Annotated in this window: 12 protein-coding genes; 7 read left to right on the plus strand and 5 right to left on the minus strand. The window is 70.4% G+C overall.

Annotated elements, in window-relative coordinates; genetic code table 11:
* Positions 1 to 17: 17 nt before the first annotated feature.
* The 3 genes from HF024_RS09855 to HF024_RS09865 form a co-directional block, all read right to left on the minus strand.
* Complete coding sequence (locus HF024_RS09855; protein WP_168689433.1) at positions 18 to 212, minus strand: multidrug transporter; 195 nt, start codon at positions 210 to 212, stop codon at positions 18 to 20.
* A gap of 90 nt (positions 213 to 302) precedes the next feature.
* Positions 303 to 941, minus strand: a complete 639-nt coding sequence (locus HF024_RS09860; protein WP_168689434.1) for a GyrI-like domain-containing protein — start codon at positions 939 to 941, stop codon at positions 303 to 305.
* Positions 938 to 1,336 carry a hypothetical protein gene (locus HF024_RS09865; RefSeq protein ID WP_168689435.1) on the minus strand — a complete coding sequence of 133 codons (399 nt, stop codon included), beginning with the start codon at positions 1,334 to 1,336 and terminating at the stop codon, positions 938 to 940. The genes HF024_RS09860 and HF024_RS09865 overlap by 4 nt, the downstream gene beginning before the upstream one ends.
* Positions 1,337 to 1,607: 271 nt before the next feature.
* Between HF024_RS09865 and HF024_RS09870 the strand changes: the two genes are divergently transcribed.
* Positions 1,608 to 3,212 carry an ATP-binding cassette domain-containing protein gene (locus HF024_RS09870; protein ID WP_168689436.1) on the plus strand — a complete coding sequence of 535 codons (1,605 nt, stop codon included), beginning with the start codon at positions 1,608 to 1,610 and terminating at the stop codon, positions 3,210 to 3,212.
* A 2-nt stretch (positions 3,213 to 3,214) separates the two neighbouring features.
* On the opposite strand, the gene HF024_RS09875 is transcribed toward HF024_RS09870, so the two are convergent.
* Entirely contained in the window at positions 3,215 to 3,760 is a 546-nt protein-coding gene (locus HF024_RS09875) for a putative immunity protein (RefSeq protein ID WP_168689437.1), read from the minus strand.
* Positions 3,761 to 4,137: 377 nt separating this feature from the next.
* On the opposite strand from HF024_RS09875, the gene HF024_RS09880 reads away from it, so the two are divergent.
* The 5 genes from HF024_RS09880 to HF024_RS09900 all read left to right on the plus strand — a co-directional run bounded on the left by HF024_RS09880 (position 4,138) and on the right by HF024_RS09900 (position 14,067).
* A complete protein-coding gene (locus HF024_RS09880; RefSeq protein ID WP_247597069.1) occupies positions 4,138 to 4,794 on the plus strand; it encodes a hypothetical protein in 657 nt (218 codons plus the stop codon).
* Between the two features lie 176 nt (positions 4,795 to 4,970).
* Positions 4,971 to 11,906: a DUF5979 domain-containing protein gene (locus HF024_RS09885; protein ID WP_168689438.1), complete on the plus strand. Its 6,936-nt coding sequence runs from the start codon at positions 4,971 to 4,973 to the stop codon at positions 11,904 to 11,906.
* A complete protein-coding gene (locus HF024_RS09890) occupies positions 11,903 to 12,109 on the plus strand; it encodes a hypothetical protein (protein WP_168689439.1) in 207 nt (68 codons plus the stop codon). Before HF024_RS09885 ends, HF024_RS09890 begins: the two co-directional genes overlap by 4 nt.
* A gap of 12 nt (positions 12,110 to 12,121) precedes the next feature.
* Positions 12,122 to 12,622: a hypothetical protein gene (locus HF024_RS09895; protein WP_168689440.1), complete on the plus strand. Its 501-nt coding sequence runs from the start codon at positions 12,122 to 12,124 to the stop codon at positions 12,620 to 12,622.
* Between the two features lie 11 nt (positions 12,623 to 12,633).
* On the plus strand, positions 12,634 to 14,067 hold the full coding sequence (locus HF024_RS09900) for a DUF1254 domain-containing protein (protein ID WP_168689441.1): 1,434 nt from the start codon (positions 12,634 to 12,636) through the stop codon (positions 14,065 to 14,067).
* Here the strand turns inward: HF024_RS09900 and HF024_RS09905 are convergent.
* Entirely contained in the window at positions 14,050 to 15,255 is a 1,206-nt protein-coding gene (locus HF024_RS09905) for a low temperature requirement protein A (protein ID WP_168689442.1), read from the minus strand. The genes HF024_RS09900 and HF024_RS09905 overlap by 18 nt on opposite strands.
* A gap of 85 nt (positions 15,256 to 15,340) precedes the next feature.
* Between HF024_RS09905 and HF024_RS09910 the strand changes: the two genes are divergently transcribed.
* Positions 15,341 to 15,970 carry a septum formation family protein gene (locus HF024_RS09910; RefSeq protein ID WP_168689443.1) on the plus strand — a complete coding sequence of 210 codons (630 nt, stop codon included), beginning with the start codon at positions 15,341 to 15,343 and terminating at the stop codon, positions 15,968 to 15,970.
* The last annotated feature ends 20 nt before the right edge of the window (positions 15,971 to 15,990 follow it).

The following is a 15,990-nucleotide window of genomic DNA, read 5'->3' on the forward strand; positions in this document are numbered from 1 at the left end:
TCGAGCCTACGCCCGCGTCAGCCTCGTTCCGTGTCGGGCTTCCCCGGCCGCGCGTTCGCGTCGTCCCGGATGTCGATCCTGGTGACGCCGGGCTCCGGCTCCTCGGTGCTGATGCGCGGCTTCGCATCCTTCTCGGTGGACTTCGGGGCCGTGGTCAGCTGGTCCTCGCGCTTCTCCGCTGGCGACAGCTCGTCCGCCGGGTTTGCAGGCATGGTCTCTCCTCTGGTCGATGGGTGGGGGAGTCGGCTCGAACGGTATGCGGGAACGGGAGGAGACGCAAGGCCGCCCGGCCGCAGACCGCCTCAGCTCGGGATGCTCGGGATGCTCGGGATGCGCGCCACCGGCTGCCGCAGGATGGTCCGCAGCTTCTCCGGCGCCGTCCGCCGCGCGTCGCTCAGGTAGATCTCGTGGTGGAGGCCGACCATGCGCATCCCGTTGGCCGGCACGAACTCCGTGTGCAGCGCATCCAGCACGGGCGCCTCGTCGTCGTACGAGCCGACGTGCAGCGTCTGGACGCAGAGCCCCTCGTCCAGCCACTCCGCCCGCACCGCGTCGATCGCCGCGCCGCCCACCGAGCGGGCCGCTGCGGAGCGCGCGGCGTCGAGATGCTCGTCGGTGATCCAGGCCGGAATGAGGTTCAAAAGCGTCCACGACCAGAGCGACTTGTCCCTGCCGGTGGTGAACGCTACAGGATCGTCGGCCCACCAGAGCCCTTCGAGCGGCATCACCGTGTAGTCCTCGTCGAGCTCGTTCTTGCTGAAGAATTTGAGCTTGTACGCGAACGGGTAGAGCGCTGCGAGTGCCGCCTGGTATGCGGGTGCCGTGTTCGGGTCCCCGTGGCCGTCGACCATGAGATAGCGCAACGGGGGAACGGTGACGACGTCGAACCGTCCGCGTGCTGCGCTGTAGCTGGCGAGCTCCTTCCGGAGATCGTGCTTCACGGCGTGGCGGAGGTGAAGCCGTCGGGGAAAGACACCGTGCGGTCGGGCCCCATCGGACGGAGGCCGTCCGGCAGCGGGAACCCGACCGTGTACTCGACCAGCGGGGCGTTCATGTCGCCCCAGTCGTCCTTCTTCACCCGGATGGCGTCGGTCGACACCTCGGTGATGCGCACGCGCAGCCAGCGGCCGTCGTCGAGGCGCAGTTCGAACGGGTCGGCCAGGTAGCCGATGCCGAGCGCATCCAGGTGCTCCTCGGCGTCGAGCCAGTCGACCACACCGGTCACCCGGCGGCCGAGCAGGTCGACGGCGACGAAGCCGTCGCCGTCCTGGTCCATCCAGCCGAGCAGTTCGCCGTCGGAGCGGCGGTGCTCGATCCAGGTCTCCGGAACGCTCATCGGCCCACCATACAAGGTGCCTGCGATGGGCAGGGATACCGTTACAGTGGACCCTGTGCTGATCCCCGAAATCGACAGAGCCTAGCCACCGACTTCTCGGTGGCGGCCCCGCAGCAGCGTCAGCGCACAGCCCTCGGCAGGGGAGTCCTCTGCAGGGCAGCGCCGACGTGCGACGCCGTCGAACCCGCACACCGGCGATCCGCCGGGACGCGGGCAGGTTTCTGATCATTCCGCTCCCGCATTCGGTCGAGCGCGCACTTCTAGGGGATCCATGTCCAACGCATCCATCGTCCTGTCCACCCTCTCGTTCTCCTGGCCGGACGGCGAGCCGGCCATCGCCGGCGTCACCGGCAGTTTCGGCTCCGGCCGCACCGGCCTCGTCGGCGACAACGGAGCGGGCAAGTCCACGCTCCTGCGGCTCATCGCCGGCGAGCTCACCCCCACGAGCGGCAGCATCAGCACCACCGGCGAGATCGGCTATCTCGCGCAGTCCGTGACCTGGCGGGATGCGACGACGCTGGCCGACCTGCTCGGCATCGCGCCCATCGTCAGCGCCCTGCGCGCCATCGAGAGCGGCGACGTCGACGAGCGGCACTTCGACACCGTCGGCGACGACTGGGACATCGAGTCCCGCGCCGACGAGCAGCTGCGCCGCCTCGGCTTCAGCTCCGCCGACCTCGACCGCAGCGTCGGCACCCTGTCCGGCGGCGAGGTCATGCTCATCGCCATCGCCGGTCTCCGCGTGCGGCGCCTGCCGATCACGCTGCTCGACGAGCCGAGCAACAACCTCGACCGCGACGCCAAACGGATGCTCGCCGACCTGCTCGACACCTGGCCGGGCACCCTCGTAGTCGTCAGCCACGACCTCGACCTGCTCGACCGGATGGATCAGACGGCCGAACTCTACGACGGCAGGCTCACCGTGTTCGGCGGCCCGTACAGCCAGTGGAAGGAGAACCTCGACCGGCAGCAGGCGGCCGCCGTGCTCGCTGCCCAGGCGGCGGAGCACGCCGTGAAGGCGGAACACCGCCAGCGCGCAGAGGCGGAGAGCAAGCTCGCCAAGCGGGCGCGAACGGCGAAGACCGCGAACGAGAACAAGAAGGGGTCGAAGATCCTGATGAACGGGCTGGCGTCCCGGGCGGAGAACTCCGCGGGCAAACTGCGCGCCGGGCTCGACGACAAGCTGGACGCCGCGAAGGCGAACAGAGCGGCGGCGGCGGCGCGTATCCGGCCCGACCAGAAGATCAGCCTGCAGCTGCCCGACCCGGATGTGCCCTCCGGCCGACGCATCGGTGAACTGCACGGCACAGACCGCACGATCATCGTGCAGGGTCCGGAGCGCATCGCGATCGTCGGCGCGAACGGTGTTGGAAAGACGACGCTGCTCGAGAACCTGGTCGCCGGACGCGCGTCTGAGTCCGGCCGGGCCGGCGGGGTGCTGCACACCGACAGGGTCGGTTATCTCAGCCAGCGGCTCACCGGACTCGACGAGTCGCGCAGCGTGCTCGACACCCTGCGTGCGGTGGCGCCCCAGGTTCCGGATGCGCAGCTCCGCAACCAGCTCGGCCGCCTGCTGGTCTCCGGCAGCGACGTGAACCGTGCGGTCGGCACGCTCTCCGGCGGCGAGCGGTTCCGGGTGTCGCTCGCCCGGCTGCTGTTCGCCGACCCTCCCGCTCAGCTGCTGGTGCTGGACGAGCCGACGAACAACCTCGACCTGGTGAGTGTCGACCAGCTGGTGACGGCGCTCACCGCCTACCGCGGCGCGGTGCTGGTGGTGAGTCACGACGACCGGTTCTTGACGCGGCTCGGGTTGACGGAGGTGCTGGAGCTCGGGTCGGCGGGGGAGCTGCGGCGGGTGGAGGTGGCCGCGGGCTGAGGTCAGTCCCCGGCGCCCACCGCCACCGCAGCCTGCAGCCGCCGGATGACTTCGCCGCGCAGGCCGGAGGCGAGCAGCCCGGGCCCGAGCGGCCCGGCGGAGTCGTGGCCGAGCGGGGGCAGGGTCGCGAGGGCGGTCCTCGCCTCCGCGCTCAGCCGCGCGAGCTGCCAGGCGATCTCGGCGTCGAGCGCATCCGGTCGTTCCGGTGCGGCGAGCGCCGCCGCCGTGGCCGCGTACGCCGCTGCGCCGAGGGCGTGCGCGCCCATGTGCGCGACGCCGGCCGCCTGCGCTGCCGCCCGCGCGGCGGCGACCGCGGCCGGCGAGCTGACCGCCTTCGCCGCGCGACCCGCCACGAACCGGCGACGGATCTCCTCGGCGGCCCCGAGCTCGCCGCGCGCGAACGCCCTGGTTCGTGCGATCGCATCCCGGGCCCGGTCGTCGTCGGGCGCCTCCTCCTCGAACAGCGGCAGCACCCGCTCCGCGCAGTCCGCGGCCCACACCGCCACGATGCGGCGGTCCTCTTCACTCAACGACTGCGGCGACGGCATACCGCCAGCCTTTCACACCGGCCGCTGGCGCGTCCGGCCGCGAGTAGTTCACGCGGAGAACGCGCGCGACGCGCCGCCCGTTTCTCCGCCCGAACGGAGAACCGCGAGCATTCGGGCCGTTCTTCCGTCCTCACCAATGCGCGGCAGCGGACGCCGCCGTCTCCGTTCCAGCGGACACGCGGTCGCGCGGCGGTCCGGACTCCGCTTGTGCGGAGAGTACAGCGGCGTGTCGCCCTACGACTCCGCCGTTATGGCTCACACACCAGCACCCTGGACCGCGGAAACCGTTTGACCGTACGCTGTCATCCACGTGAGCTTCACGCGCTGAGCGCATCCAGGACCTGTTCGATCTCGAACACTCGAGAAGGGGGAGCACGATGGAGGAGCCGAGCGGCGCCGTGACCGGGGAGGCACCGCCGCAGCGGGTGGGGAGGAGGCGCCGGCCGACCGTCGACACCATCGCCGTCATCGTTCTCTCCACGGTCGCCGTGCTCACGGCGTGGTGCGGTTTCGAGTCCTCGAAGTGGGGCGGGGAGATGTCCATCGCGTTCAGCCAGGCGTCGAGCGCCAGGGTGCAGGCCGGCGACTATGCCAGCCAGGCACGGGATGCGCGGGCGCTCGACCAGGGCGTCTTCGAACAGTGGGTGCTCGCCGACGCCCGCGGCGACACCCAGCTGGTCGACTACATCGAGGCGCGGTTCTCGCCGGAGTTCGCCGTCGCCTTCGACGCCTGGACCGCTGAGGGACGCGTCGATCGTGGGCCGTTCGTCCGGTCCGACTACGTTCCTCCCGGCACGGCGGAGGCCAAGAAGCTCAACGACCGCGCCGACGAGCGCTACAACGCCGCACTGACGGACAACGCGCGCGGAGACAACTACTCGCTGCTCACGGTCATGTTCGCGCTGGTGCTCTTCCTCGCCGCCATGTCGCAGCGCGCCATCCCGCGCACGGGGCGCCTGGTCCTGATCGGCACGGCCATCGCCTTCGCCCTGTTCGGCGTCGTGCTTCTCGCCACCTTTCCGATCCGGATCTGACCGGTCCCGAATCCGCTGGGGTGGAAAGAGGGGTCTAGAGGGTTTCTGTACATCCTCGTATAGTTCGGAGCGCGTGACGAAGCGAATGGGGATTCGGTGTCATGATGCGCTCGGCGAGACGATCAGGGGCAGGTCGGCTGGCTGGAGGTGCGCTTGCTGCGCTCCTCGTTCTCGCGATGATCCCCGTCGCCGCGGCCCCCGCCGCCGCGGAAGGGCCGAGTGAGCTCACGCTCACCAAGACGGCGTCGGCGACGACCGTCGCGCCGGGGGAGACGTTCACCTACACCCTCGAAGTCGGCTGCTCGGCCGTGGACATCGGCACCGGATGCACGAACGCGACCCTCACGGATTCGGTCCCCGGCGCGTTCGAGGTCGTCAGCGTGTCCGTCGGCACCGGGCTGTCGGCGGAGACCCCGCAGGTGTCCGGTCAGGACGTCACGGTGGTCTTCAACTCGCCGCTGGACGATCCGCCCGGCGCCATCGGGCTGCCGGCGTCGGCCACCGGCGTCGTGACCATCACCGTCCGGGCGCGGGACGACCTGCCGTTCGAGGCGAGCGGCATCCCGGTCCCGAACTCCGCGGAGCTCACGGCGACCAACCAGCTGGCACCGGCCGATTCGACCGCGAGCGTCACACCGATCGTGCCCCTCGACCTTGCGACGACGGCGAGTAAATCGTTCGATCCGACCGGCGCTCCCGCCGACCCCGGCACCCCGACGACGCTGACGCTCACCGGCACGAACACCTCCAATGCCGGCGTCGACAGCATCGTCCTGACCGATCCGCCCGACCCGACGGCGACTCCCAATCCGTTCGACCACCTCGCGCTGGACTCGCTCGGCACCGTGACGTTCCCCGCTCCCGCCGATCAGGTGCAGGTCGATGTCTGGGACGGCACGAAGTGGGTGCTCGGCACCCCGGGGCCGACCGCCGTGCTTCCGGGCGGCGTCCCGGCCGACGGCGTCTCCGGGGTGAGGATCACGTTCAGCAACTCGGCAGGCGAGCCGATCCCCGCGGATGCCAGCGGGTCCGTGGAGGTGAACCTGGTGCAGCGGCCGGACGTCGCCGACCTCACCGCTGCGTTCGTGGTCGACAACACCGTGCAGAGCGAGGTGACGCACGGCACGGACACCGCGACCGGCACCGCCTCCGCCGACTACACGATCCAGTCCAGCGTCGTCACGGTCGCCGCGACGAAGTCGTTCAATCCGAACCCGATCGTCGCCGGAGACCCGACGACGGTCACGATCGGCGGCACCAACCAGAGCGCCGTCCCGCTGACGGAGCTGAGCTTCACCGAGCCCACACTGACCGGCGCCGATCCTTTCGCAGACGGTTTCCCCGCCGGGACGTCGTTCGCCGGGTTCACGAGCGGCGTGGAGTGGCCGGACGGCGCCACCGGTGTGAGCGTCCACTATTACTACGCGGACGGCACGGACGAGGTGCTCACCTCGACGACGCCGGACAGCATCCCGGCCCCCGACCCGGCGAAATCCGTCGCGCGGTTCTCCGTCACGTTCACGGGCACCATCCCTCCCGGTGCGAGCGCGAGCATCCCGTTCACCCTCGACACCGACGCGGGGATCACCACGGATTCGACCACGATCAGCAACAGCCAGACGGTCGATGGGACGTCGGCGTCCGGCACGACCGGGACGGCGACGGCCACCGCCGATCTCACGGTCTACACCTCGCGGCTCGACACGACGATCGGCAAGGTGATCAGCCCGAACGAGATCGCGTCCTCCGCCGGAGAGTTCGTGACGGTGCAGCTGCCCGCCTCCACCAGCCCGTTCCCGCAATCGACCGTGGATGCGACCACCATCGTCGTGCAGGACCCTCCCGGCGACCCGCCGGCGCTCACCGACTGGTGGAACCACTTCGACGCGACGGCGATCACGCAGACGGCCGTTCCCGCCGGCTCGACGCTGACCATCCAGTATTGGGACGGGACACAGTGGGTCGACCTGCCCGGTGCGGTCGGCATCGCGGGGCCGACAGTGTTCTCGATGGACATCCCGGCCGACCTGCAGGACGACATCCAGGGCCTGCGCTTCGTCTACACCGCACCGGATGGATTCCCCCCTGGCACCACCGTTCAGCCCAACGTGACGATGTCGTTGCGCGACCAGCTCCGCGATGGCAGCGGTCCCGCGACCGGCACCGACGAGACGATCGAGAACTGCGCGGCGTCCTCGGCGACAGGGGTCGGCGGCGAATCGGCATCGGCCGTGATCCCGTCGCCGTGCCCCGTCGTCGACCTGATCGCCGGAGTACTTCCTGGAGGCGACGACTTCCTCACCAAGAGCTGGGCGGCCCCGAAGGTGCTCACGGCCAGGAGCGAGGCGCAGACGACGGCCACCCTCGACTGGTCGACCGGCGGCAGGGCGAACCTGGGCACGATGGTGATCTCCGACCCGTCCGACCCGGCGACCACCGCACTGTCCGACTCGGTGTTCAATGCCTTCGACCTCGTCGGGATCCCGGCGATCACCGCAGCGCAGGACCCGCATCTGATCTACGACCAGGTCACCTCCGTTCAGCTCTACAACGGCACGGCCTGGGTCGACGCGGCGAACGACCCCTGCCCCGCCGCCTGCATCGGCACCTTCCCCGGCCTGACCCTCACCGCAGCCGAACAGGCGTCGACGGTCGGGATGCGGATGACGTACGCCGAGAGCCCCGATCGCGCGAGCGCATCGGCCGGCGACCCGACGGCTCCGCCGGTCGGCTCCGGCGTCGCCCGCTCCACGGGCAACGACCGCGCCATCGTGCTCACCTTCCAGCTGCGCGACGAGGTCAGGGCGCCCGTCACCACGCCGGACCCCGTCATCGCGACGCGCCTCTACAACACGGGCACAGCGGGGGAGATCGAGAACACCGCCCGGGCAACCGGCACGTCGTCGGTCGACGGCTCGACGGTCACGGACACCGCCGCCGACATCGTGCGGCTCCTGGACGTCCCCCTCAACGTCACCCTGAGCAAGACGTGGGAGGGCGGTCCGCTCGGTGTGCCGCAGGCCGGCGTAGACCCCGCCCTGTACCCGTCCGGCCGGATCACCCTGGTCGCCACCAACACCACGGCGGCCAGCGTCGACAACCTGACCATCAGCGATCCGGCGCCCGGCAGCTCATCCACCCCGTTCGAGGTCTTCGACCTCGTGAAGTTCGAGAGCATCGGAGTCCCCGCCGGGGCCACCGCCTCGACCGTGGAGCTGACGACGGCCGGGGGAGTGACCACCGGATACTCGATCGCGGACGCGCTCGCGTTGACACCGGCCCAGCTCGCGGACGTGGTGTCGCTGCGGGTCGTCCACACCGGGCGCATCCAGGCGGGCGAGGCGTCGACGGTCGTCTTCGACACCCGGCTGCGGGCGACAGGGCGCACGTCGGGGGATCCGGTGACCGCCGCGGAGTTCTCGCCGGTCGAGAACGTCGCCCAGGCGGGCGTGAGCGACGAGGGCGGCGCCGCCGGCGGAAGCCCGACCACCAACGCCTCCGGGTCGATCGAACTCGCCGACGGCGTCCTGACCGTCGCCACCTCGAAGACCATCGTCCCCGCTCAGCAGACGGAGCCGGACGACTCTCCGGTCACGGTCACGATGTCCGGTCAGCCAGGGGGCACGGTCCGGGCGAGGCGCATCACCCTGTCCGACGCCTCCGGCACGTTCTGGAACGCGTTCGACTTCGTGGGCTTCTCCACCCCGCTCGCTCTCACGGCCCCGATCGACCGGGTCCAGATCGACGTGTGCACCGGCCGAAGCTTCGGCGACCCCACGGCGGACTGCGAGGCGGACGGGGGCACCTGGATCCTCGGTGTGCGCCAGACGGAGGCAGACGCCAACGCGTCACCGCTCCCCGCCGGGGTGACTGCAGACCAGGTGGAGGGCATCCGCTTCGTCTTCACCCAGCTGAACGGCGACCTCCTGCAGCCGTCTCCGCTGCAGACCGTCGCCATCAGCGCGCAACGCCGCGCCGACCTCCGCTCGGGCGGACCGGTGCCGAGCGACCTCTCCACGAACGCTCCAGCGCCCGGGGAGAGCGCGGCGGGCACCTTCACGAACACGGTCGACGCCCTGGCGGAGGGCACCTTCGAAACGGGAGGCCCTCCGTACACCGCCACGGACTCGAGCACCGCGATCGTGCAGTACCTGCACGCCACCAGCGCGGTGCAGGTGTCCAAGTCGCCCGCAGGCGTGCAGCAACCGGGCACGGTCATCCCGTACACCCTCACCGTGACCAACACCGGCGCCATCGCCGTCACCGACCCGGTGATCACCGACCAGCTGCCCACCGACGCCGTTGGACCGCTCCTCGTCTTCGACCCGTTCGCCGACCCGGGGACGAGCCCGTACAGCTACGCCCTGGCCGGGGCGGCACCCGCACCCCCGGGCGGACCTCCGATGCCCACCGATCCCGCCGACGTGGATGCGACCGTCAGCCAGGCCGGAGCGCGCATCCAGTTCACCTTCCCGCTGGGGACGGTGCTCGAAGTCGGTCAGACGTACACGATCACGATCGCGCTGATGTTCCGCACAGGGCTCGCGGCCGGTACGAACGTGACGAACACGCTGAGCGTCGCCGGCGACCGTCCGTTCGACAGCTGCGGCGGCACCCTGGACCCCGCCACCGGGGCCTGCTCGACGGACACCACCGTCACCGTCGAGACCGCCGGCGCCCTCCGCGGCATCAAGGGCGTCCGCGCCACGGACACCGAGCTGGGCGTGGAGTCCACCAACCCGGCCGTCACCTGCGTTCCCGACGCCGACGGCTTCTACGCCGGACCGTGCGTCCCGATCACCAAGCCGGGCGGCACCGAGGTGTGGCGGCTCAACCTGATCAACACCGGCACGCTTCCGATGGACAGGATGGTGGCGATCGACAAGCTGCCGACGCCGGGAGACACCGGGGTGCTGACCCCGCTGCCCCGCGGCTCGGAGTTCCGGCCGACATACACCGGCAGTGCGGTGCTCGCCTCTGCACCGCCCGGCGCGACCCTCGCGCAGTACTACACGACGGACGCCGCTCCGTGCACCGACGACCTGTCGACGACGGGCGTCGCGTGCCCGCCCGGAGCGTGGACGCCCTGGGATGCGGCGGTCGACCCGACGACCGTGACCGGGCTGAAGTTCGTCGTCACGTTCGATCCGACCATCGCGCCGGGCGGCGCCATCGCGATCGACGTCACGACCAGGACCCCCGCCGTGCCTCCGACCGGGCTCGACGACCCGATCGCCTGGAACACCGTCGGCGTCGCCGGCCGGGTGCTCGTCGGCGCCACGCCGACCGTGACCGCGCAGACGGAGGGCAACAAGGTGGGCGTCGCCCTCGCGACCGGCCCGGTCTCCGTGATCAAGCAGGTGACCGGCGCCGGAGCCGGCTACGCGCCGGCCACCTTCACCGGCGAGCTCCGCTGCGTGTCGGCGGGCGTCGCTCTCGACCCGATCCCCGTCACCCTGACGCCCGGCACCCCTGTGACCGTCGACGATCTGCCCTGGGGGGCCGAGTGCACCGTCGTCGAGGACGACGCCGGCCAGACCTCCGGCACCGCGACCCAGGTCGTCGTCGGCACAGGCACCGACCCCGTCCCGGTGATCTCGGTGACGAACGTGTACGACCTCGCCGGTCTGGTCGTGGTCAAGAGCGTCGATTCGAACGCGGTCGATCAGGACGGCACCCCCATCGCATACGGCCCGTTTACGGTCACGGTCGACTGCACCTTCCTCGGCGCCGCCGTGTACGCCGACGGCTACGGACCGCTGCGGCCGATGACGGCCGACCTGACCGACGGGGAAGCCCTCACGCTCAGCGGGCTCCCGGCAGGCGCCTCCTGCGTGGTGACGGAGACCGACGCCAAGGGCGCTGCCTCGACTACGACGACCACGGTCACCTCCGGAGGAACCACCGGCCCGACCGCTGGCGACAGCACGACAGTCGTGCTGACCCCGGATGCCGGGACGGACCCGACCTCGACAGTGACCGTCACGAACACGTTCGGCGTCGGCGCGATTCGCCTCGTCAAGGTGGTCGACGGCGCGGGCGGAGCGGCGTTCGGCGCCGGCCCCTTCGTGCTGCACGTGTCGTGCACGCTCGACGACGCATCCGGATCGCGGAGCACCTGGGACGGAGACGTCACCCTCGGCGGCACGCAGCCGCTCCAGAAGGTCGTCGCCGGGATCGCGGCCGGCTCCGTGTGCGCCGTGACAGAGCCGGGCGCCGGGGGAGCGAACGCGTCCGTCGTCTCACCGGGCGAGGTCACCGTCGGCTCGGGCGACACGGTCACCGTGACCGCCACCAACACGTTCCTCACCGGCGCGATCCACGTCGACAAGGTGCGCACGGGAGACGGGGCCGACCTGTACGGCGCCGGACCGTTCACCGTGGCGCTGGCCTGCGTGCATCCGGTGGACGGGGTGCCGACGCCCGTGGTCGTGCCGGGCGGGGCGACGAGGACGCTCAGCGCGGACACCGCGTACTCCGCGGACTACGAGCTGCTTCCCGCCGACGCCGTCTGTCTACTGCGCGAGACAGGAGCAGCGGGGGCGACGTCCTCCCAGGTGCTCGACGAGAACGGCGAACCCGCCGGCCCGACCCTGGTCGTGGCGGGGGAGACGGTGACGCTGAACGTCGTCAACACGTTCGACGTCGGCTCGCTGACCGTGCACAAGGTCATCGCCGGCGACGGGGCGGGGGAACGCGGCGGTGGCTCCTTCGTCGTCCATCTGAGCTGCACCGCCGCCATCGACGGGATGCCGGCGCCGGTCGCGATCCCCGGCGGCCCCGACCGCACGCTCTCGCGCTCCACATCGCTGACGGCCGAGTACACGGACCTTCCGGCGGGAGCGACCTGCCGGGTCACCGAGAGCTCCGACGGCGGAGCGGACCGCACCACGATCACCCCGAACGACGGTGACGGCTCGGTCGGGGTGGTCACCGTCGGCGACGCCGTGCCCGTGGACATCACTGTCACCAACACGTTCGACCCCGCCGCTCCGGCGCTCTCCGACACCGGTTCCGACACGCTCCCGGTCGCCATCCTGGCGCTCGCGCTGCTCGGTGCCGGGCTACTGATCCGCAGAAGACACGACCGTGACGCTCGGGAGGAACGATGACGGAATTCGAGATCCCGCTGGGGAATGCGCCCCGCTGCGGCGAGAACATCCACCTGGTGCGGTGGACCAGGAGCGCCGACGGGTGGGCGGCAGAGACGCTGCTCGCCACCTATGTGTCGAGCACGCACGACGAGTGGGTGGTCGACCAGTCCGGTCAGGAGCGTCGCCTCTGCCGACCGGAGTGGGCGTTGTTCGCCCTGTGAGCCGTTCCCCTCATGCACGCGCGACCTGAACCGCTGTCGCCGGAACTCCCGGCGACGGTGTCGATGACGCTCGCCGACTTCGTCAACGTGGACGACTCCGGCAAGGCGAACATGGTCGGGGCCGGGCTGCGCATCCTGACCGTCACGCCGGCCGGAACCGCGTCGGTGCCGTTCGCGGTGTGGGCGACGGTCGCGCTGCCCACGCGCCCCGCGCATCCGGTGATCGTCGAGCTGACACTGGCTGCCGCGAACGGCGACAGCGTCCGGATCGCGGACGGGGACGGCGGCAGCATCGAGGTGCGGATCGCCAGGACGGTGCGGTTCACCGCTGGCGCGTCGCCCGGGATCGACGTGCCGGCCGGTGTGCTGCCCGCCACCCATGTCATCGCCGCCAACTTCAGTTCCGGCCTGCACTTCGCCGCAGGCGCCGGCTATCGCTGGCAGATCGAACTGGACGGCCAGGTGGCCGCGGTCTACCCGTTCTACGTCACAACCGAGTACCCACCCCAGTGAAAGGAACAAACATGAGCGACCAGCACGCCTCCCCGCTCGTCCGGCAGATCAACGACGGCAACTGGCTGCCCCAGGAGGAGGCCGAGGCGTTGCGGGCCGAGTTGTACTACCAGCGCGCGATCCACACGTACTTCACGATGCAGCCGGCGCTGAACGTGATCGGGATGCGCGACGGCTCGGAAGCGCAGTTCGGCAGCGGATACAACGTCCTGCCGATCTGGAAGGACAGGATGGACAGCCGCACCTGGGTACCCACGCCCAACGCGGACGTGATCTACGCGATGAGCTACCTCGATCTGCGGGAGACCGGGCCGTTGGTGGTGAACGCACCGGCGAACGTGATCGGGATGTTCACCGACTTCTTCCAGCGCACCATCACCGACGTCGGCGCCATCGGTCCCGACCGGGCCCGCGGCGGGCTCTACCTTCTGCTGCCGCCCGGCTACGACGGACACGTCCCCGGCGGGTACTTCACCTTCCGCTCGTCGACGTTCAACGTCTTCCTGTTCTTCCGCACGATCATGGGCCAGGGGGACGGCGAGCCCGATCCCGCGGCCGGCGTGGCCGTCGCCGAGCGCACCAGGATCTTTCCGCTGTGGACGGAGGAGAAAGACGCCCTGCCGATGGAGTTCCCGAACGCCAGCGGCATCCGGCTCGACATGATGTACCCGACCGATGCCACGTACTGGACGAAGCTCAAGGAATTCGTCGACGTCGAGCCCGTCTCGGCGATCGACCCCGAACTGCGGGGCGTCCTCGCCTCGATCGGGATCGTCAAAGGTCAGCCCTTCGAGCCGACCGGCTGGCAGAGCGAGCAGTTGCAGCGCGCGGTCGAGACGGCGCCGAAGATGATCCTCGCCCTCGCCCAGCTCGGCAGGGACGACCAGCGCAATCGCTACTACCACGACCGGCAGTGGGAGCAGGCGTGGGCGGGCGGCACCGCGGAGTGGATGCAGGAGAGCTACCTCGACGTCAACACCCGGGCGCGCTTCTTCCAGTACGCGTACTCGTCTGCGCCGGCCATGAACATCCACTCGACCGGCGCGGGATCCAAGTACCCGTTCACCTACCGGGATGCGGACGGCGACTTCCTCACCGGTTCGTCCACCTACCGGCTGCACCTGCCGGCGAACATCCCGGCCGGGCTGTTCTGGGCGGCGACGGCGTACAACGTCATCGACGGCACGATGCCGGAGACGGAGCAGCTGCTTCCGTCGACGAACGGCTACTACGAGATCCCGCAGAACGACGACGGTTCCATCGACCTCTGGTTCGGGCCGGCCAAGCCGCAGGATGTCACGGACGCCGCGTTCGTGCAGACCGTTCCGGGGCGCGACTTCATCGTCGCCTTCCGGCTCTACGGCACGACCAGCGAGTTCTACGACCAGACCTGGCGGCCGGACGACCTGGTGAAGGTTCCCGACGGTTCAGACGTGGGCGGATGACGCATCCGGTGCCGGACGCCGCCGACGCCGGTTCAGCGCATCCGACAGCACGACCACGAGCAGCACCAGGTTCACCGCCCAGCTGAGCCCGAGCGGGGTGAGCACCGGGGTGAGAGCGAACAGCGCGAGCACCACCGCCGCGCCGATCAGCTGCGCGATCAGCCACGATCCGCCGACCGCGCGGCGGAAGAGCGCGTTCGCGACGAGGTAGAGCGCCGCAGCGCCGGTGAGCAGCCCGGCCGCCCAGAGCTCGGTGTCCCCGGTCGGGTCGTGCAGCACCAGACCGTCGGCGACCGCCGTCAGCACGATGCCGAACACGAACAGGATCGGGATGTACGTGAACGCCGTCTGCGCGATCATCCCGCGCTCGTCCGCCTGTTCGAGGAACTCGCTGCCGCGACGCTGGTTGTGGGTGAAGTAGAGCAGCCACATCAGCACGGTCCCGGCGAACGCGGCGACGAAGGCGCCGAACGTCGCCGCGTCGATCCTGCCGGTGCCGAAGGTGGACCCGGTGACGACGATGGATTCGCCGAGCGCGATGATCACGAACAGGCTGACCCGCTCGGACATGTGCTCGCCGGAGACGTTCCAGGTCTGCAGGTCCGATGTGCCGAGGCCGGGTGTCCAGAACCGGGCTCTCGGCCCGATCAGGTCGATCACGAGGGCCGCGAGCCAGACCCAGAGGCGTGCGTCCTCCGGCACGAAGGCCCCCGCGATCCAGACGGCTCCCGCCGCGGCGTGCCACACGCTGATGCGGACGAAGTTCACGGCGTGGTCGGGCTGGGTGCGCGCGAACGCGAAGATCGTGAACAGGCTGCGGCTCAGCTGCAACGCCACCATGCTCACTGCGAACAGGAGCGCACGGTCGCCGAACGCCTCCGGGATCGCGATCGACACGAGCATCCCGAAGAACATCATCACGATGAAAAGCGCTCGCACGGCGCCGGTCTCTGGGTTGAGCCAGCTCGACGCCCAGGTCGTGTACACCCACATCCACCACACCATGCATCCCAGGACCAGGGTGTGAACGAGTTCGAGGCCGCTCTGCTCGTGGATCAGGATGTGCGACACCTGCGTGATGGCGAACACGAACACGAGGTCGAAGAACAGCTCGATGTACGTGACGCGGTGCGAGGCGTCCCCGGTCGCCGGCCGCAGGAGGTCGGCGGAGAATCCGATGCGCGGCATGAGGTCAGAGTAGCCGCGATTGCCCGACGACGTTTCGGCTCATAGTCTGAGATCTCCCGCGCTGTGCCGACCGGAGGAGGCTGCGATGGAACGGCCCGTGAGGGTCACGCCCACCGGCGACGGGCTGTCGCGGCGGGGCTGGCTGATCCTGGTCGCCGTCACGGCCGCGATCGGCGTCGCCGTCCTGGTGTTCGGGATCGCCACCGTCGGGCTTCCCGCCGGAGGGGCGCGGGCCGCTGCCTCATCCTCCTCGCCGGCCGCCGCACCGCATCCACCGTTGCCGCCGCCCGCTCCGACTCCGCTCGGCCTCCCGCCGCGCCCGACCGCGACCCACGTCGCCACCGTGCCGTCGCAGCCGGTCGGTTCGCTGAAGCCCGGCGATTGCCTGCAGACCTACGACTCGAAGTGGGCGGACGCATATCCGGTGGTCGACTGTGCCGAGCGGCATATCGCGCAGTTGCTGACCACGGGCTCACTCCCGCAGCCGGCCGGCGCGGCGTTCCCCGGCAAGGATGCCCTGGACACCCAGGTCAGCAGCCTCTGCGAACCGTTCCTGAACTGGGACTGGGTCGCCCGCTGGAACGAGGACGTCCAGCTCGACCTCCGCTACCCGGACACGAGCGAGAAGTGGGCGACCGGCGACCGCACGTATTACTGCATCGTCTACACGTTCTCCCGGCACGAACTCACCGGCAGCGCGGTCGCCGGCCAGTGACGCCGCCGGCGCACGCGGGG

The sequence above is a fragment of the Leifsonia sp. PS1209 genome (assembly GCF_012317045.1).
GTDB lineage: Bacteria > Actinomycetota > Actinomycetes > Actinomycetales > Microbacteriaceae > Leifsonia.